At 74.2% G+C, this 16743-nt stretch carries 19 protein-coding genes; 10 read left to right on the top strand and 9 right to left on the bottom strand.

Annotated features, from left to right (window positions below):
* Positions 1–26 precede the first annotated feature (26 nt).
* Positions 27–200 carry a CsbD family protein gene (locus AMK11_RS19450; protein ID WP_073728798.1) on the bottom strand — a complete coding sequence of 58 codons (174 nt, stop codon included), beginning with the start codon at positions 198–200 and terminating at the stop codon, positions 27–29.
* A 157-nt stretch (positions 201–357) separates the two neighbouring features.
* Between AMK11_RS19450 and AMK11_RS37455 the strand changes: the two genes are divergently transcribed.
* Entirely contained in the window at positions 358–504 is a 147-nt protein-coding gene (locus AMK11_RS37455) for a hypothetical protein (RefSeq protein ID WP_198941405.1), read from the top strand.
* A 25-nt stretch (positions 505–529) separates the two neighbouring features.
* Here AMK11_RS37455 and AMK11_RS19445 read toward each other — a convergent pair whose 3' ends face one another.
* Positions 530–1999: an MFS transporter gene (locus AMK11_RS19445; protein ID WP_073728796.1), complete on the bottom strand. Its 1470-nt coding sequence runs from the start codon at positions 1997–1999 to the stop codon at positions 530–532.
* Between the two features lie 223 nt (positions 2000–2222).
* Between AMK11_RS19445 and AMK11_RS19440 the strand changes: the two genes are divergently transcribed.
* Positions 2223–3587 (top strand): FAD-dependent oxidoreductase, encoded by a 1365-nt coding sequence (locus tag AMK11_RS19440; RefSeq protein ID WP_073728794.1) that lies wholly within the window; start codon positions 2223–2225, stop codon positions 3585–3587.
* 95 nt (positions 3588–3682) lie between these two features.
* On the opposite strand, the gene AMK11_RS19435 is transcribed toward AMK11_RS19440, so the two are convergent.
* Genes AMK11_RS19435 through AMK11_RS19420 form a run of 4 tightly spaced genes read right to left on the bottom strand, consistent with a single transcriptional unit; the run spans position 3683 to position 5861 of the window.
* A complete protein-coding gene (locus tag AMK11_RS19435) occupies positions 3683–4057 on the bottom strand; it encodes a hypothetical protein (protein WP_073728792.1) in 375 nt (124 codons plus the stop codon).
* Positions 4058–4111: 54 nt separating this feature from the next.
* Positions 4112–4636, bottom strand: coding sequence for a roadblock/LC7 domain-containing protein (locus tag AMK11_RS19430; protein WP_073728790.1), 525 nt, complete (start codon positions 4634–4636; stop codon positions 4112–4114).
* 38 nt (positions 4637–4674) lie between these two features.
* Complete coding sequence (locus AMK11_RS19425) at positions 4675–5451, bottom strand: hypothetical protein (protein ID WP_073728788.1); 777 nt, start codon at positions 5449–5451, stop codon at positions 4675–4677.
* A gap of 14 nt (positions 5452–5465) precedes the next feature.
* The gene (locus AMK11_RS19420; protein ID WP_073728786.1) at positions 5466–5861 is read right to left on the bottom strand and encodes a hypothetical protein; all 396 of its coding nucleotides are present in this window, start codon (positions 5859–5861) and stop codon (positions 5466–5468) included.
* Positions 5862–6209: 348 nt separating this feature from the next.
* On the opposite strand from AMK11_RS19420, the gene AMK11_RS19415 reads away from it, so the two are divergent.
* From AMK11_RS19415 to AMK11_RS19395, 5 genes are all read left to right on the top strand, one after another.
* Entirely contained in the window at positions 6210–7286 is a 1077-nt protein-coding gene (locus tag AMK11_RS19415; protein WP_073729085.1) for a YihY/virulence factor BrkB family protein, read from the top strand.
* 87 nt (positions 7287–7373) lie between these two features.
* Complete coding sequence (locus AMK11_RS19410; protein ID WP_079187537.1) at positions 7374–8516, top strand: hypothetical protein; 1143 nt, start codon at positions 7374–7376, stop codon at positions 8514–8516.
* Between the two features lie 83 nt (positions 8517–8599).
* Entirely contained in the window at positions 8600–9160 is a 561-nt protein-coding gene (locus AMK11_RS19405) for a (2Fe-2S)-binding protein (protein ID WP_073729083.1), read from the top strand.
* The gene (locus AMK11_RS19400; protein WP_073728782.1) at positions 9161–10153 is read left to right on the top strand and encodes an FAD binding domain-containing protein; all 993 of its coding nucleotides are present in this window, start codon (positions 9161–9163) and stop codon (positions 10151–10153) included.
* Positions 10154–10178: 25 nt separating this feature from the next.
* Complete coding sequence (locus AMK11_RS19395; RefSeq protein ID WP_073728780.1) at positions 10179–12308, top strand: xanthine dehydrogenase family protein molybdopterin-binding subunit; 2130 nt, start codon at positions 10179–10181, stop codon at positions 12306–12308.
* Between the two features lie 81 nt (positions 12309–12389).
* On the opposite strand, the gene AMK11_RS38580 is transcribed toward AMK11_RS19395, so the two are convergent.
* Positions 12390–13895, bottom strand: coding sequence for a hypothetical protein (locus AMK11_RS38580; RefSeq protein ID WP_107429703.1), 1506 nt, complete (start codon positions 13893–13895; stop codon positions 12390–12392).
* Between the two features lie 206 nt (positions 13896–14101).
* On the opposite strand from AMK11_RS38580, the gene AMK11_RS19385 reads away from it, so the two are divergent.
* The 3 genes from AMK11_RS19385 to tgmB all read left to right on the top strand — a co-directional run bounded on the left by AMK11_RS19385 (position 14102) and on the right by tgmB (position 15742).
* Positions 14102–14425, top strand: coding sequence for a DUF1232 domain-containing protein (locus AMK11_RS19385; RefSeq protein WP_073728778.1), 324 nt, complete (start codon positions 14102–14104; stop codon positions 14423–14425).
* A gap of 119 nt (positions 14426–14544) precedes the next feature.
* Positions 14545–14736, top strand: a complete 192-nt coding sequence (gene tgmA, locus AMK11_RS19380) for a putative ATP-grasp-modified RiPP (protein ID WP_073728776.1) — start codon at positions 14545–14547, stop codon at positions 14734–14736.
* A 16-nt stretch (positions 14737–14752) separates the two neighbouring features.
* Positions 14753–15742, top strand: coding sequence for an ATP-grasp ribosomal peptide maturase (gene tgmB / locus AMK11_RS19375; protein ID WP_073728774.1), 990 nt, complete (start codon positions 14753–14755; stop codon positions 15740–15742).
* Between the two features lie 22 nt (positions 15743–15764).
* On the opposite strand, the gene AMK11_RS19370 is transcribed toward tgmB, so the two are convergent.
* Positions 15765–15980 carry a hypothetical protein gene (locus AMK11_RS19370; RefSeq protein ID WP_073728772.1) on the bottom strand — a complete coding sequence of 72 codons (216 nt, stop codon included), beginning with the start codon at positions 15978–15980 and terminating at the stop codon, positions 15765–15767.
* Positions 15981–16086: 106 nt separating this feature from the next.
* The gene (locus AMK11_RS19365; RefSeq protein ID WP_073728770.1) at positions 16087–16590 is read right to left on the bottom strand and encodes a hypothetical protein; all 504 of its coding nucleotides are present in this window, start codon (positions 16588–16590) and stop codon (positions 16087–16089) included.
* Positions 16591–16743 lie beyond the last annotated feature (153 nt).

Genomic DNA, 16743 nt, shown 5'->3' with positions numbered 1-16743 from the left:
GAGACGGCGCGGCGCGCCTTCCGGTGTCAGTGGCGGAACGTGTCCTTGCCCTTCTCCTTGGCCTGCCGGGCGTCGCCCTTGGACTGCTCGGCGCGGCCCTCGGCCGTCATGCGCTCGTTGCCGACGGCCCGGCCGGCCGCTTCCTTGGCCTTCCCCTTGGCCTGTTCCATCTTGGCCTTGGACTTCTGGTTGCCGGCCACAGTGGTTCACCTCTCGCGTTCGCTGCGATGTCCTGTCTGCCCCTGCGGGTCGCCCGGCGCGGCCGGGTCAAACCCGGCGACGGCCCGCGGGGTGAGCGGGCGAGCCCGGGGTAGGCGGTCGGACAGGAAAGACCCGTCGTCGACTCGGAGGAACGTCATGGCCGGAGTACTGGACCGGATCAAGCGGTTCGCGCGCAGCCCGCAGGGCCGCCGGGCGACGGAGCAGGTGCGCAGGGCGGCGGCGGACCCGCGCCGGCGTGCCCAGGCCCAGCAGAGGCTGCGGAAGTTCGGCAAGCGGCGCTGAGCGGCCGCTCCACCGGGGCGGCGCTTCAGCCCTGGCCCGCGTGGGTGTGGCTGTGGGACCGCTCGGGCGGGCAGCGTCCGGCGCGGCCCGCGCGGTCCCGCCGCCAGTCGAGGACCGCGACGGTCAGCGCGCACAGCATGGCGGCGACAGCGGAGCCGACCGACAGGGCCACCGCTTGGTGGTAGTCGTCGTCGGTGGCGTTCAGCGTCAGGTAGAAGAGCCCCGGCAGCGCGGCGGTGCCGACGGCGCCGCCCAGCCGCTGGCCCGTCTGCAGGGCGCCCCCGGCGGCGCCCGCCATCCGCACCGGGACGTCCCGCAGCGTCATGGTGATGTTCGGGGAGATCACGCAGCCGCTGCCCAGGCCGCCGACCAGCAGGGCCGGGGCCGCGAACCACACGGCCCGGTCGGACGGCGCGAGCCACAGCACCACGGCGGTGGTGCCCAGCCCCGCCATGACGGCCACCAGTCCCCAGACCGTCAGCAGCCGCCCCAGCCGCTCGACCAGCCGGCCCGCCACGGCCGCGGCGGTGGCGGAGCCCACGGCGAACGGGGTCACCGCCAGGCCGGACATGAGCGGCGAGTAGCCGAGGCCGTTCTGGAAGAAGAGCGCGAAGACCAGCCACACGCCGCTGAACCCGACGAAGTACAGGGCGGCCAGGCCCGCGCCGGTGGCGTAGCCGCGGGTCTCGGTGAGCAGACCGGGATCGAGCAGCGGCTCCCCGCCCCGGCGGGCGATCCGCCGTTCCCAGCGCGCGAAGGCGGCCAGGAGGAACAGCCCCGCCGGGAAGAGCCACCACACCCGGGCGACCCCGCCGCCCTCGGCGAGCACCAGCGGCAGCATCAAAGCCAGGATGCCGGCGCCCAGGAGCACCACGCCCACGGGGTCCAGCCGCCCCCGGCCGCCGGGGGCGACCCGGGGCAGGAGGCGGAGGCCGAGCACGAGGGCGAGGGCGCCGACCGGCACGTTGACGTAGAAGATCCAGCGCCAGCCCCCGGAGCCCGCCAGGGCCAGGATCAGTCCGCCGACGACCGGCCCCACCGCGCTGGAGACGCCGACGGTGGCGCCGAAGAGCCCGAAGGCGCGGCCGCGCTCCGCGCCCCGGAACAGTTGCTGGATGAGCGCCGAGTTCTGCGGCGCGATGCTGCCCGCGGCGACGCCCTGGGCGAGCCGCGCGACGACCAGGAGTTCGATACCGGGCGCGGCCCCGGCCGCGGCGCTGAAGACGACGAAGGCGGCCAGTGCGACGAGGAAGACACGGCGCCTGCCGAACGTGTCGCCGACCCGGCCGGCGGTGACCAGCGTCAGGGCGAACGCGAGGGCGTAGCCGGACACGACCCACTGCACCGACGCCGCCGAGGCGTGCAGGTCCCGTTGCATGGACGGCAGGGCGACCGCGACGATCGTGACGTCCAGCAGGGTCATGAAACCGGCGACCAGCGTCACCCACAGGGCCCGCCACCGGTTCGGATCCGGGTGGTCGTCCGGACGGTGCACCGGGGGCTCCCCTCGTGAGGTGGACGCGATCGCCTGCCTCACGCCTTGGTCACCCGTGACCGGGGGTTCAAACCCCGGCCCGGAGCCCGGGGCAAAGTCAGGCCATGACATCCCATAAGATCGACTTATGGGCTCATAGACCGGACCCGCGTACCGACTTAGGCTTGCCTTAGCTTAGGCTTCCCCAAGAGTCGATCTGTCACCGCTCGAAGGGAACCTGAACATGCCCCGCCCTCTGCGGGTAGCCATCGTCGGATCCGGCCCGGCCGGGATCTACGCCGCCGACGCCCTGCTCAAGTCCGAGGTGGCCGCCGACCCCGGTGTGTCCATCGACATCTTCGAGCGCATGCCCGCCCCGTTCGGACTGATCCGGTACGGCGTCGCCCCCGACCACCCGCGGATCAAGGGCATCATCACCGCCCTGCACCAGGTGCTCGACAAGCCGCAGATCCGTCTCTTCGGCAACGTCGACTACCCGACCGACATCAGCCTGGACGACCTGCGCGCCTTCTACGACGGCGTGATCTTCGCCACGGGCGCCACGGCGGACCGGGCGCTGCCGATCCCCGGAATCGAGCTCGACGGCTCCTACGGTGCCGCCGATTTCGTCGCCTGGTACGACGGCCACCCCGACTTCCCGCGCACCTGGCCGCTGGAGGCGGAGAAGGTCGCCGTCCTCGGTGTCGGCAACGTGGCCCTGGACATCGCGCGCGTCCTCGCCAAGACGGCCGACGAGCTGCTGCCGACCGAGATCCCGCCGAACGTCTACGAGGGTCTGAAGGCCAACAAGGCGCTCGAGGTCCACGTCTTCGGCCGGCGCGGCCCGGCGCAGGCGAAGTTCAGCCCGATGGAGCTGCGCGAGCTGGACCACTCCCCCAACATCGAGGTCATCGTCGACCCCGAGGACATCGACTACGACGACGGCTCGATCGCCACCCGGCGCGGCAACAAGCAGGCCGACATGGTCGCCAAGACCCTGGAGAACTGGGCGATCCGCGACGTCGGCGACCGGCCGCACAAGCTGTTCCTGCACTTCTTCGAGTCGCCCTCGGAGATCCTCGGCGAGGACGGCAAGGTCGTCGGCCTGCGCACCGAGCGCACCGCGCTGGACGGCACCGGCAACGTCAAGGGCACCGGCGAGTTCAAGGACTGGGACGTCCAGGCGGTCTACCGGGCCGTGGGCTACCTCTCCGACCAGCTGCCCAAGCTCCCCTGGGACATCGACTCGGGCACGGTCCCGGACGAGGGCGGACGCGTCATCCAGGAGTCCGGCGAGCACCTGCGGTCGACGTACGTCACCGGCTGGATCCGGCGCGGGCCGGTCGGCCTGATCGGCCACACCAAGGGCGACGCCAACGAGACGGTCGCCAACCTGCTGGCGGACTACGCGGGCGGCCGGCTGCAGACGCCCGCCGCGCCGGAGCCGGAGGCGGTGGACGCGTTCCTCGCCGAGCGGAACGTCCGCTTCACCACCTGGGACGGCTGGTACAAGCTCGACGCCGCGGAGAAGGCGCTGGGCGAGCCGCAGGGCCGCGAGCGCGTGAAGCTCGTCGAGCGCGAGGACATGCTCCGGGAGAGCGGCGCCTGAGCCGTCCGGGAGTGCGCGGGCGTGGGCCCGGGACGAGAGGACTCCTCTCGTCCCGGGCCCACGCCTGTCGGTCCGGGCGCGCCGTGCGTCCGGGCTCAGACCTCCAGTTCGCTCTCGATCCGGCGCAGCTGGTGGCGGGCCATCGCCAGGTTGGCGCGGCTCGCGTCGAGCACCAGGTAGAGGAACAGCCCGTTGCCGCCGCGGCCCTTGAGCAGGCGGATCATGTGGTACTGGCTGTTCAGGGTGATGAGGATGTCCTCGATCTCCTCGTTCAGGCCGAGCAGTTCCATGGTGCGGAGCTTGGCGCGCACGACGTCGGTGTTGCCGGCGGCGGCCACCTCCAGGTTGAACTCCTTGGTGCCGCCCAGGGTGCCGAGGGCCATGCCGCTGGTGTAGTCGACCAGTGCGGCGGCCGACGCTCCGTCGATGGCGCTGAGGCATTCCTTGAGCGAGGTCTCCAGGTTGGCCATGCGTGGTTCCTTTCCGGACGTGATCAGTGCGTGATTCGGTATGTGATCGGTTGATCAGGTCGGCCGGCGGTGGCCGCCGGCCTGCGGGCTGGGTCGGTGTGCGGGCCGCTGCGGGGTGCGTACCGGCAGGGTCCCGATGGGGCGGTCCGTCTCCGCGGCCGCGGGGGTGACGCGCTCGGCGGGCGCGGTGCGGGCGCGGTCCTGGCCGATGCGGTCGGCGACCAGCTCCCCGATCCGCGCGCCGCTGCGCCGGCCCTCCAGGTGCAGCCGGCCCACGTTCACCCGGCCGTCGGCGAGCAGGGTGAGCACGGCGGCCGGACCGGCGGCGTAGGTGGCGACATAGCCGTCCGCCCCGCGCAGCAGCAGCTCGCGGAAGCCGCCGCGCGCGGTGGCCTCGGCCATGCGGTGCGCGACGCCGAGGGCGGCGGCGGTGAGCGCGGCGAGCCCCTCGGGTTCGGTCTCCGGCGCGTCGTGGGCCAGGACGAGTCCGTCGACCGTGGCCGCGAGCGAGCCGGTCAGCTGGGGCACGCGGTTACGCAGTCGGTGCAGTTCGTCCAGCACGTCGCTCTCGACGGCCATGAGCAGTCTCCTTTCGGCACGCTGACGGCGCGCGCGGATCACAGGGCCTCCAGGGCGTCTCGGAGCCGTCGCAGCAGGGCGGTGTCCGGGTCGTCCCACACGACCCCGTCCGGGTCGGCCGCCGGGGAGGACGGTGCGGGCGCGGGCGGCGCCGGGGTGACGAGACCGGCGGCGGCCAGGCGGCGCAGTTCGACGAGGGTGTGGTACGTGCGGCAGGCGAGCGCCGAGGCGATCTCGGCGGCGGTGCGGACGCCGTCGACCTGCGTCAGGGCCCGGCTGCGCCGCACCGGCAGAGCCGCGGCGCGGGCGTCGGACACCCGGGTGAGGGGGGCGGTGTCGATGGCGGCGTCCGGCCAGATGCGGTCCAGCAGGGCGCGCCGGCGTCCGGTCTCGCGGACCACGACGTCCACGGGCACGGACCGGACCGCGCCGAGCCAGTGCACGGCGCCGGGCCGGAAGCGGTGGGCGCGCGTGTCGTGGGCGAGGACGAAGTACGCGGCGTCGAACAGCGCGCCCAGGTGGCAGACCTCCAGCGCCCCGGCGGCGAGCCGGCCGCTGTCCACGAGCCGGTGTCCGACCCGGTGCTGGGTTCCGCCCCGGTCGACCGCGTCCCACCAGCCGTCCGGCGCGACGGCGCCACTGCGGGTGAGCAGCGCCCCGAGGTCCGGGGTGAAGGCGGACTCCACCTGCACGACGCGGCCCGCGGACAGGTAGACGATGCCCCGCTCGCCGGAGAGGGCACCGGTCGCGCCCTCGGCCGCGAGCGCCCGCAGCGCCGCCGACGTCGTCTCGTGCGCGGTCCACGTGGTCGTCACTCTGGTCACCTTCGTCACCCGAGGACCAGACGGTCCGCCATCTCGGCCAGCCGGATGCGGGCCAGGGCGAGGTTTCCGTCGCCCCGGTCCAGCCACAGGTGGAGGAAGACGGTGCTGTCGAAGGGGGTGCTGACGAACCGGAGCAGGTGGTAGGAGCCGGCGGTGGTGGCGATCAGGTCCTCGACCGCCGGTTCCTTGTCCGGCCCGGCGGCGCCGCCGGCGCCCAGGGAACCGTGCTCCGCGACGTGCCGGGCCAGTTCGGCGGTCTCCGCCGCGGTCGCCTCCCAGTCACCGCCCGGCGCGTCGCCGACGGCGCCCAGGGCGAGTCCGCTGATCCAGTCGACCAGCGACGCGCCCCGCACCCCGGGCAGCCGCATGGCTTCCACCAGACTCTCGTCGATTCCGGGCACGCCGGATCCCCTCTCCCCGCACGGCTGTACCGCGAACGTGACGCCGAGACTACGGAAAGTGCACGCATCCGGTGAGCGCTTTGGCATTTTCCAGAGGAACGTGCGCGCGCTGCGGCATACTGCGGTGTTTCGGCCGTGCGGCGGCCCGGTGGACGGGAGTGGTGCGGGCAGGCCCGCCCCGACGCGGATGGCGGGCGGGCCTGTCCGCGACGCCATTGTGCGGACGGCGCGCCCCGCCGGACCACGGGTGAACGGGGCCGGTCCCGGGTGCGGCCCGCGCGCCCGGCACGTTTCCCGCGTACGGGTGCCCGAGTGCTTGGGTACGGCGTGGCGGGCAACCCGGGGGCCATGGACCGACCTCATCTCCCCCGTCGCGGGGCGCACGCCAAGGACGGCACGGCGGACGCGGACCGCGCGCCGGACCGGACCGAGTCCGGGGACTACGGTCCGGACGCCGCCACCGAGCGTGCCGCGCCCGATTCCCCCACCGGGCTGCCGAAACGCTCGTGGTCCGCGCTGTTGCGGCGCACGGCCTCCGAGTTCAAGGACGACGAGCTGAGCGACCGCGCCGCCGCCCTCACCTACTACGGGATCCTCTCGCTCTTCCCGGCCCTGCTGGTACTGGTCTCCCTGCTCGGGATCGCCGGGCAGTCGGCCACCCAGGAGGTCCTGGACAACATCCAGAAGCTCGCGCCCGGCGCCGCGCGGGACGTCATCACCAACGCGGTGGAACAGTTGCAGGCCAAGGCCGGCCTGGGTTCCGTGCTCGCGGTGGTCGGCCTGGTCGGCGCGATCTGGTCCGCGTCCGGCTACGTGGCCGCGTTCATCCGCGCCGCGAACGCGGTGTACGACGTGCCCGAGGGTCGCCCCGTGTGGAAGGTGCTGCCGCTGCGGGTGGCGCTCACCGTGGTGCTGCTGGTGCTCGCCGTGATCAGCGCGCTCATCGTCGTCTTCACCGGCAGCCTGGCCCAGCAGGCGGGCACCGCGCTCGGGGTCGGCGACACCGCGATGACGGTGTGGACGTACGCCAAGTGGCCGGTGCTCGTCCTGCTCGTCACCCTGATGATCGCGATCCTGTACTGGGCCACCCCCAACGCGCGGGTCAAGGGCTTCAAGTGGATCACGCCGGGCAGCCTGCTCGCCCTGCTGATCTGGCTGGTGGCTTCCGTGGGCTTCGCCTTCTACGTGGCGAACTTCGGCTCGTACAACAAGACGTACGGCACCCTGGCGGGCGTCATCATCTTCCTGGTGTGGCTGTGGGTGACGAACCTGGCCATCCTCTTCGGCCTGGAGTTCGACGCCGAGCTGGCGAGGCAACGGGTGATCGACGGGGGCCATCCGCCGGACGAGGAGCCCTACGTCGAGCCCCGCGACACGCGGGCCTGGGACGAGGCCGACCGACGGCGCGCGTCACCGGACGAGTGACGCCCGGTCGGCGGACCCCGGGTGCTCTCGGCTGACCTGCGGCGACGATAATTGCCTTCGTCCGTGCCCCTGCTTCCCGATGGACTCATGCCGACCTCTTCCGCCGCCCGCCCCTCGACTCCGCCCACGCTGTGGTCCGTCCGCGGCCGCCACGTCGGATCCGCGGCCGAGGACACCGTCCGGGACCACCTCCAGCGGCTGAAGGACGGCCGTGTCGTCGACGACTTCCTGGAACTGCCCGACGAGTCTCCGGAGCAGACCGCCGGTGTCCGGGTCTTCGAGGCCCGCTGGAAGGCGCCGGGTCCCGTCACCGTGCGGGCCAGGCTGATCCTGGCGACCCCGTCGGCCGGCGGGCAGGAGTGGACGCTGCTGGCGGAGGCCGAGGCGGCCTGGGACAACGCCTGGCCCTCCCCCGCCACCGTGTTCTGGCCCGACGACCCGGACGTCACCTGGGACCGGGACATCGCCACGGGTCTGCGGCTGCGGGGCATCAACACCCTCCCGGACGACGACAAGGCCGTACGCCGGCTGCTCAAGGAGGCCGGGCGCAGTCCGTGGAACATCCACGTCGTCGTGCACGAGGCGATGACCCCGGACCACCGGGGCCGGGTGCCGCTGGCGGACCGGCTGCCGCCCGGCCTGCGGCACCGCGTGGTCGAGCACCGCGCCGCACCCCAGCAGCTGCGGGTGGTGAACTGGGCGCTGGAGGACTTCGGCGTCCAGGTGCCGCGCGGCGGTGCCGCGGTGCTGCCCGGCACTCCGGCCCCGGACGGCTGGGAGGCCGGGGACTTCTCCGTGCGCACCGTGTTCCTGGACGGGTCCGAACCGGCCGGCCTGATCGCCGCGGTGACGTCGTTCGACGCACTGGCTCGGCCGCTGACGGCCGACGCGGAGGACGCCCTCACCGCGCTGCGGGAGGACTGGCGGCTGCTGACCATGGCCGAGGAACTGGAGCGTGAGCGCAAGCTGGTGGCCATGTACGCCGAGGCCCTGGAGGCCATGACGCAGTCCCGGGACCTCTACCGGGAGGCGGCCGAGAGCGCGGCCGAGGCCCTGGCCGCCTACCGGGAGTCCGCCGGCGCCCTCCCGGCCGGTCCCGCGCCGTCCGAGCCGCCGGCGTCCCCGTTCCGGGGGCTGACCCGCACGCTGGAACGGTTCCGGGGCGCCGGCCGGGCACCGCGTCCGGCGCCTCCCGGCCAGGACGGCGCGGGGGGCACCCCGGGCGACTGAGGGCACCCTCACGTGTCAGGCGGCGGGAGGTGGATACGCGGACCGCACAGCCGTACGGCCCGTCCCGGAAGGTCACCGACGCCATGGACAGCCAGCACGAGGGCACCGCCCCCGCCTCCCCGCCCCCGACGTCCCGGTCGGACACCACGCTCCGCGTCAACGGCAAACCGCACACCCTCACCGTCGACCACCGCCGCGTACTGCTGGACCTGCTGCGGGAGGATCTCGGTCTCGCGGGTGCCAAGAAGGGCTGCGACCACGGGCAGTGCGGCGCCTGCACGGTCCTGGTGGACGGGCGGCGCGTCAACAGCTGCCTGCTGTTCGCCGTCGCCCTGGACGGCTGCGAGATCACCACCGTCGAGGGCCTCGCCGGGGACGGCGAGGAACTGCACCCGATGCAGCGGGCGTTCCTGGAACGCGACGCCTTCCAGTGCGGGTACTGCACGCCGGGGCAGATCTGCTCCGCGGTGGGCGTGCTCGCCGAGGCGGCTGCCGGGCACCCGTCCCACGTCACCGACCCGCGGACACCCTCCGGTGAACCCGTCCCGCTGGGCCGCGAGGAGATCCGGGAACGGCTGAGCGGCAACATCTGCCGGTGCGGGGCCTACCCGCGCATCGCCGACGCGGTCGAGGACGTGATCTGAGTGCAGCCCTTCGCCTACGTACGGGCCGGCAGCGTCGAGGAGGCCACCGAGGCGTTCGCCGCCCACCCCGGCGCCCGCTACCTCGGCGGCGGCACCAACCTCGTCGACCTGATGAAGCTCGGCGTGGAGACGCCCGCCGCCCTCGTCGACGTCACCCGGCTGCCGCTGGACACCGTGGAGGAACTGCCCGACGGTTCGCTGCGGGCCGGGGCCATGGTGCGCAACAGCGACCTGGCGGCCCATCCCGCCGTCCGCGACCGCTACCCCGCGCTGTCCCAGGCGCTGCTGGCGGGCGCCTCGGGGCAGCTGCGCAACGCCGCCACCACGGGCGGCAACCTGTTGCAGCGCACCCGCTGCCCCTACTTCCAGGACCTGTCCAAACCCTGCAACAAGCGGGAGCCCGGCACGGGTTGCGGCGCCCTTCAGGGCGTGCACCGCGACCACGCGGTGCTCGGCCACTCCGAGCAGTGCATCGCCACCCACCCCTCGGACATGGCGGTGGCGCTCGCCGCCCTCGACGCCCGGGTGGAGCTGCACGGCCCCGACGGCACCCGGAGCGTGCCCGCCGCCGACTTCCACCGCCTGCCCGGCATGCACCCCGAGCGGGACACGGAGATCCACCCCGGCGAGCTGATCACCGGCGTGGTCCTGCCCGCCGCCACCGCAGGGCTGCCCTCGGCGTACCGCAAGGCCCGCGACCGGGCGTCGTACGCCTTCGCCCTGGCCTCCGTCGCCGTCGTCCTGCACATGGCGGACGGGGTGGTGGACCGCGCCGGGATCGCCTTCGGCGCGCTGGCGCACCGGCCCTGGCGGGCGCGGCGGGCCGAGGACGCGCTGGTGGGCGCGGCGCCCACCACGGCGGCCTTCGAGCACGCCGTCGACCTGGAGCTGGCCGCCGCCGAACCGCTGCGGGACAACGCCTACAAGGTGCCGCTGGCCCGCCGGCTGGCCCTGGACGTACTGGGCCGGCTCGCGCCGCCCGCCACCACCTGAACCGGCGTCCACGAGGAGGACCCCCATGACCGGCACCGAAACCGTCCTGGGCGCTCCGGCCGAGCGCCGGGAGGGGCGGGAGAAGGTCACCGGCACCGCCCGGTACGCCGCCGAGTACGACGTCCCCGGCCGGGCACAGGCCTGGCCGGTGCCGGCCGCTGTGGCGCGGGGCCGGGTGACCGGCGTCGACACCGCGCCCGCGCTCGCGCTGCCCGGCGTGCTCGCGGTGCTCACACACGAGAACGCGCCCCGGCTCGCCGATCCGGAGGACCCCACCCTGGCCGTGCTGCAGAGCCCGCACGTGCCGCACCGGGGCTGGTTCGTGGGCCTGGTGGTCGGCGAGACGCTGGAGGCGGCGCGGGCCGGCGCCGCGGCGGTGCGGGTCACGTACGAGGCGGAGGAGTACGACGTGACGCTCACCGCCGGCCATCCGGAGGCGTACGTCCCCGACTCGGCCAACGGCGGGTTCCCGGCCGTCACGGAACACGGGGACGCCGAAGCCGCGTTCGCGTCGTCGGGGACGCGGCTGGACGTCGAGTACCGGGTGCCGCCGCTGCACAACCACCCGATGGAGCCGCACACCAGTACCGCGTGGTGGGAGGACGGCCGGCTGACCGCGCATTCCTCCAGCCAGGGCACCACCGCCGTACGCGCGGAACTGGCCCGGATGTTCGAGGTGCCCGGGGACCGGGTCACGGTCCTCGCCGAGCACGTGGGCGGCGGTTTCGGGTCCAAGGGCACGCCGCGCCCCGACGTGGTGCTGGCCGCGATGGCGGCGCGGGTGACCGGACGGCCGGTCACCGTGGCGCTGCCGCGCCGCTACCTGCCGGCCGTCGTCGGACACCGCGCGCCGACCCTGCACCGGCTGCGGCTCGGCGCCGGCGCCGACGGCCGGCTCACCTCCCTGACGCACGAGGTGACGACGCACACTTCGCGGGTGAAGGAGTTCGTGGAGCAGGCGGCCGTCCCCGCCCGGGTCATGTACGCCGCGCCCGCCCTGCGCACCGCGCACCGCGTCGCCCGGCTGGACGTGCCCACACCGTCCTGGATGCGCGCCCCCGGCGAATGCCCCGGCATGTACGCGCTGGAGTCCGCGATGGACGAACTGGCCACCGAGCTCGGCATCGACCCGGTGGAGCTGCGGATCCGCAACGAGCCGGAGACCGAACCGGACAGCGGCAAGCCCTTCAGCAGCCGGAACCTGGTGGAGTGCCTGCGCGAGGGCGCCCGCCGCTTCGGCTGGCAGGACCGTGATCCGCGCCCGGGGTCCCGCGCCGCCGGGCCGCTGCTGACCGGCAGCGGGGTGGCCGCGGCCACGTACCCGGTGCTGGTGTCGCCGTGCACGGCCTCGGCGCGGGCGCTGCCGGACGGCGGCTTCCTGGTCCGGGTCAACGCCACCGACATCGGCACCGGCGCCCGGACGGTCTGCGCGCAGATCGCGGCCGACGCCCTCGGCGTGCCCCTGGACCGGGTACGCGTCGAAGTCGCCGACAGCGGCATCGGGTTCGCGCCGATGGCCGGCGGCTCCTCCGGCACCGCCTCCTGGGGGTGGGCCGTGCACGAGGCGTGCGTCCGGCTGCTCGGCCGGCTCGACGGGCACTCGGGGCCGCTGCCCGACGAGGGCGTCGCCGCCGACGCCGACACCTCCGGCACCGCGGACGCCGAGAGCCCGTACGCCCGGCACGCGTTCGGCGCGCACTTCGCCGAGGTCACCGTGGACACGGTCACCGGTGAGGTGCGGGTGGCGAGGCTGCTGGGGGTGTTCGCGGCGGGGCGCATCCTCAACGCCCGTACCGCCCGCTCCCAGTTCGTCGGCGGCATGACGATGGGGCTGGGCATGGCGCTGACCGAGGACAGCACGGTGGATCCGGCGTTCGGCGACTTCACCGAGTCCGACCTGGCCTCCTACCACGTGCCCGCGCACGCCGACGTGGCGGACGTCCAGGCGTACTGGGTCGACGAGGAGGACGCCCACCTCAATCCGATGGGCAGCAAGGGGATCGGTGAGATCGGCATCGTCGGCTCGGCGGCGGCCGTCGGCAACGCCGTCCACCACGCCACCGGCATCCGCTTCCGGGAACTCCCGCTCACTCCGCACCGGGTGCTCACCGCCCTGCTCGAACACGAGCACCCCGCGGGCATGCTGGGCGTGTGAGCGCACGGTCCGTGGTCCGCGCCGGGTGCCCGGCGCGGACCACTGGTGTGTGCGGGGGATGGCTGGGCGGTGGCCGTCCGGTCAGTCCGCGAGGCGGCTCGCCCGGGGCATCGGGCCGGCCGGACGGCGCCTGGCGGGCGCCTGCGAGGCCACCCGTACACACAGGGCGGTCAGCGCGACCAGTGACGCCAGTACGGCGACCGCGACGGCGATCCGGGTGGGCGCCAGGGTGAGGTCCACGGCCCGGGACACCCGCGACGAGGGAGTGGCGCCGCCGTAGAGCTTGGCCGCGGCCAGCGCCGCCGGTGCGACGACCGCCGCGGCGAGCAGCGGCACGGCGGGCCGCACGGTCAGCAGCAGCGCCAGCAGCAGGCAGAGCGCGGACAGGCCGAGGGCGACTCCGTAGGCACGGGCCGAGGCGTCGTTCTGGTGGAGCGGGAAGTAGGCCACGCCGCATCCGGCGAGGACGGCGACGGTGAGCCACACGGGCCAGGCGGGGCCCCGGTCGGCCCGGCGGGCGGCACGGTCGCGCCGCGCTTCCTCGCCGTGCTTCCGGTCCCGGCCGCGGTCGCGGGACGCGCGTGCCTCCTCGTGGTCGCGGCCCCGGCGGGCCGAGCGGGCGCTCCGGCGGCGTTCGCGGCCCCGGCGGTCCCCCGCCGCGAACACACCGGCCAGTCCGGCCGGGCGGGCGGGCGGTTCCTCGTCCTCGCGGTCGCCGTCGCCCTCGCCGTCCAGGGCCGCCCGCAGGTGCCGGGCGTCGGGCCGGTCCGGGCGTACCCGTCCGTCCTCGGCCAGGCGGCCGATGAGCTGCACCAGTTCCTCGACGGGGCGGCCGGTGGCGGCGGCCCGTACGGCCTCCTGGCCGCAGTGCGGTTCCAGGGGCGTGCGGTGGAGCAGTTCCATCAGCCGGGTGACGTCCTCCACCGAGCGGCACTCCGCCGCGGCCCGGATCGCCTCGTCCGCGCTGTCCGGGTTGCGCGGGGGCCGCGTCAGCAGGCCGACCAGCCGGGTGACGTCCTCCACCGAGCGGTTCACGCCGACCGCGCGGAGCGCGTCGATCGTGGCCTGCGCGTACTGGGGGGACCCCTCCAGCATGGTGATGAGGTCGACGACCTCCTCCAGCGGCCGGTCGGCCACGGCGGCGCGCACCAGGTCGCCGACGGGGTCGCCGTACTCGCGCACCGGCTCGTCACGCATGACGTCGTCGTGGGCGGCGGAGTCCTGGTCGAACACTTCCCGGTCGAGTACGTCGGGGTCGAAGGCGTCCTGATCGAAGGGGGCCTGGGGGGAGGGCCGGTCGGCGACGAACTCCTCGGGCGGCGCGGCGGCGTCCTCGCGCGCGGGGTCCCGGGGAGCGGGCTGCGGGACGGGCTCCCGAGGGGCGAAGTCGGGCTCCCGGTGGACCGGTTCCCCGGGAGCGGGCGAGCGGGCGGCCGAGGGGCGAGCGGCCGGTGTCCCGGCGTCGGGTCGCGCCCCCGGCGCACGCACCGGGTACGTGCCGGTGGCCGTGGTCGTCTCCCCGGTGGGCAGGTCCACGGCGGATATGGCGTATTCGGGCGAACGGGGTGAGGAAGATCCGGTGGTCATGATCTCTCCGTGTGGTGGGGGTGCGGCCGCCCTGCGTCCCCGACATGCGACACGCGCTGTGTGCTGACCATTACTAAGCACGTCCACCGCGGCGTGCCACCGGAGTGGGCCACAGGGATGAGAGACCGGTCGCCGGGGACTTGCCTGCCTCCCGAACGGGCATCCGGAAGGCAGGGTGCCTGCCGCACACCATGAGGAGGGGCGGGGTGGACACGACCACAGGGGTGATCATCGCGGCGGTGACGCTCGCGGTGGCGGTCCTCACGACGGCGGTGGCCGTGCTGGTGCGGCTGGTGCGCACCCGGCGGGATCTGGAACGGGCGGGGCTGCCCACCGGTCCGCGGTGGGTCTTCTGGGGCGCCGTCCTCTACTTGGTGCTGCCGGCGGACCTGCTGCCCGACCCGGTCTACCTGGACGACGTCGGTGTGCTGCTCCTCGCGCTGCGTTCCGCGCGCGGCCCTCTCGGCGGCCGGCGGGGCGTCAAGGACCGGCGGCGGGGCGCCGGTCCGCGCAATGACTACGCAGCGTAAGGAAACCAATCACCCGTTCGATTCGTATAAGTCTCTGGAAGCCGAAGGAAGTCGGCGGACCAGGCGGCGCCGTGACCGGGTCGTCGTCTGATCGGCACAGCACCGACTAGGGAGAGACGATGCAACCGTTCGCGCTCAACTACGCACGGCCCGCAGTGGAGTTGGAAGCGACAACTCCCTACGTCTACGACTCCGGGCTGCAGTTGAACGTGCTCCTGGACGGGCGGGTGGCCGCCGGTGACCACGCGCTGCTGAGAGAGCTCGGGACCACGACCTCCACCGCGGGGTCGAAGACTCACTTCGACGACTGAACACGGGCCGTCGCACATGACCGTTCTGATCCTGACCTGTGAAGAGGACGTCACCGCGGACATGGTGGTCGTCCACCTGAACGCGTCGGGAGTACCGGTGGTCCGCCTGGACCCCGCCGATCTCACCGGTTCCGTCGCTCTCTCCGGTGAGTTCGTGCACGGCTCCTTCCGGGGCCATCTGTCCTCGGGGGGCCGGCTGGTGAGCATCGGCGGGCTGCGGTCCGTCTGGGTGCGCAGGCCGGGCGGTGCGGCCGCGCGGGCCGCCGAGCCCTCCGCGTGGCTGGCCGAGGAGTCCGGGCAGGCGCTGTACGGCATGCTCCGCGACTGCGGGGCACGCTGGATGAACGATCCGGACGCCGCGCACCGGGCCCGGCACAAGCCCTGGCAGCTGCGACTGGCCCAGCGGTGCGGGCTGCCGGTGCCGGCGACCCTGATCACGACGTTCCCGCGGGCCGCGCGCGAGTTCGCCGAGCGCTATCCGGACCTGGTGGTCAAGCCCGTCTCGGGCGCGCACCCGCAGGACCCGCCCCTGGCGGTGCCGACCAGCAGGGTGCCGCCCGAGGCGGACTTCTCCGCGGTCGCCCACGGCCCGACACTGCTGCAACGCCGGGTCGCCAAGCGCGCCGACATCCGGCTCACCGCCGTCGGCGAGGAGCTGCTGGCCGCGCGGAAGGCGTCCCTCGCGTGCCCGGACCCGGAAGAGATCGTCGACGTCCGCTTCACGGCGTCCCCCGAGCCGTGGCGGCCCGCCGACGTGCCGCCGCGCGTCGCCGAGACCGTCCGCGCCTATCTCCGTGCGGCGCGGCTCGCCTACGGCGCCTTCGACTTCGCCGAGGACGGCGACGGCACCTGGTGGTTCCTGGAGTGCAACCAGTCGGGGCAGTTCGGCTTCGTCGAGGTGGAGACGGGTCAGCCGATCGCCCGCACCATCGCCGAGTGGCTGGCCCGCCCCGCTTCCGGGGAGCCGGTGGACGCGGACGGTCCGGGTACGGCGGCCGTCGGGTGAGGTCGCGGTGCGCGGCCGTCCGTCAGCTCGGGCGGGGGCCGGGCAGCAGGGCGGTGCGCTGCCAGCCGGCGCCCGGGGCCGGCTGCCGTTCGGCGCCGGGCAGGTGACCGGGTGTCCGCAACGGGCGCATGACCACCTCCAGCTCCCTGCTCACGCGCTCGGCATCCCTTCGCACCTGCTCGGGGACGTCACCGCGTTCGGCGACGAGTCGGTCGTAGATGGGGGAATCCTGGAACACCCGTCAACGTGCCTTTCGTGTCGTCCGCCCCCGTACGGAGGCGCGACTGAGCAGTCTAGGCGTCCGTCCACCCGGTGGTGCGCACATGTCCGAAGGTGACGGCCGCTCAGGCGCCGGTCGTGGACCCCGGCCGGACGATCATGAGCACCGTCACGGTGGCCCACAGCAGGTTGAACAGGCCGGTGAACATCGCCAGCCGGGCCGTCCTGGCGCGCTCGACGGGCCGCCGGCCGGTCAGGTCCTCCAGCAGTTCCTCCTGCCGCGGCAGGACGAGAGCGAGCAGGATGCCCGCCGCGGCCGCGGTCAGGGTGATGGACGCGATGAGCCACGCGTCCCCCAGCACGCCCATCGCCAAGGCGGTGGCGAGACCGAGGAGCGGTACCGCGACGCCGAGTCCGGCGTAGACCCGGCAGATGCGGTGCAGCAGCCGGACGGTGCCCACGTCGCCGGCGTCCACGGCACCGGTCGCGACCTCTTCTCCGCCGCCGCCCACGGGCAGGGCCACCGCTGCCCGGCGGACGGCCGGCGGGAACATGCTGGCCGCGACGGTGACGGGGCCGATCGCGAGGATGGCGGCCAGGACGTGGAGGGACAGCAGGAACTTGGTCATCGGCAGAGGCTCCGGGAGGCGGGAGAGGCGGTGCGGTGAGAGCCACGTTAGGAAGCCGGCGCGTGATCGCACAGAGGCTGGAACGACAGCCTTCAACGGGTTCTCGCCAACCCTCCCACCAGCCGCCGGCCACCGGGCCGGGCGATGTCGCGG

The organism is Streptomyces sp. CB02414 (assembly GCF_001905385.1).
Lineage (GTDB): Bacteria > Actinomycetota > Actinomycetes > Streptomycetales > Streptomycetaceae > Streptomyces.
The sequence above is the reverse complement of the archived record's forward strand: the minus strand, read 5'-3'. Positions and strand labels throughout refer to the sequence as shown.

What these genes read in the sequence shown, in the direction of transcription:
- AMK11_RS37455 (WP_198941405.1), top strand. Translation starts at nt 358, where the DNA reads ATGGCCGGAGTACTGGACCGGATCAAGCGGTTCGCGCGCAGCCCGCAG.
- AMK11_RS19440 (WP_073728794.1), top strand. Translation starts at nt 2,223, where the DNA reads ATGCCCCGCCCTCTGCGGGTAGCCATCGTCGGATCCGGCCCGGCCGGG.
- AMK11_RS19435 (WP_073728792.1), bottom strand. Translation starts at nt 4,057, where the DNA reads ATGGCCAACCTGGAGACCTCGCTCAAGGAATGCCTCAGCGCCATCGAC.
- AMK11_RS19430 (WP_073728790.1), bottom strand. Translation starts at nt 4,636, where the DNA reads ATGGCCGTCGAGAGCGACGTGCTGGACGAACTGCACCGACTGCGTAAC.
- AMK11_RS19415 (WP_073729085.1), top strand. Translation starts at nt 6,210, where the DNA reads ATGGACCGACCTCATCTCCCCCGTCGCGGGGCGCACGCCAAGGACGGC.
- AMK11_RS19410 (WP_079187537.1), top strand. Translation starts at nt 7,374, where the DNA reads ATGCCGACCTCTTCCGCCGCCCGCCCCTCGACTCCGCCCACGCTGTGG.
- AMK11_RS19405 (WP_073729083.1), top strand. Translation starts at nt 8,600, where the DNA reads ATGGACAGCCAGCACGAGGGCACCGCCCCCGCCTCCCCGCCCCCGACG.
- AMK11_RS19395 (WP_073728780.1), top strand. Translation starts at nt 10,179, where the DNA reads ATGACCGGCACCGAAACCGTCCTGGGCGCTCCGGCCGAGCGCCGGGAG.
- AMK11_RS38580 (WP_107429703.1), bottom strand. Translation starts at nt 13,895, where the DNA reads ATGACCACCGGATCTTCCTCACCCCGTTCGCCCGAATACGCCATATCC.
- tgmA (WP_073728776.1), top strand. Translation starts at nt 14,545, where the DNA reads ATGCAACCGTTCGCGCTCAACTACGCACGGCCCGCAGTGGAGTTGGAA.
- tgmB (WP_073728774.1), top strand. Translation starts at nt 14,753, where the DNA reads ATGACCGTTCTGATCCTGACCTGTGAAGAGGACGTCACCGCGGACATG.
- AMK11_RS19365 (WP_073728770.1), bottom strand. Translation starts at nt 16,590, where the DNA reads ATGACCAAGTTCCTGCTGTCCCTCCACGTCCTGGCCGCCATCCTCGCG.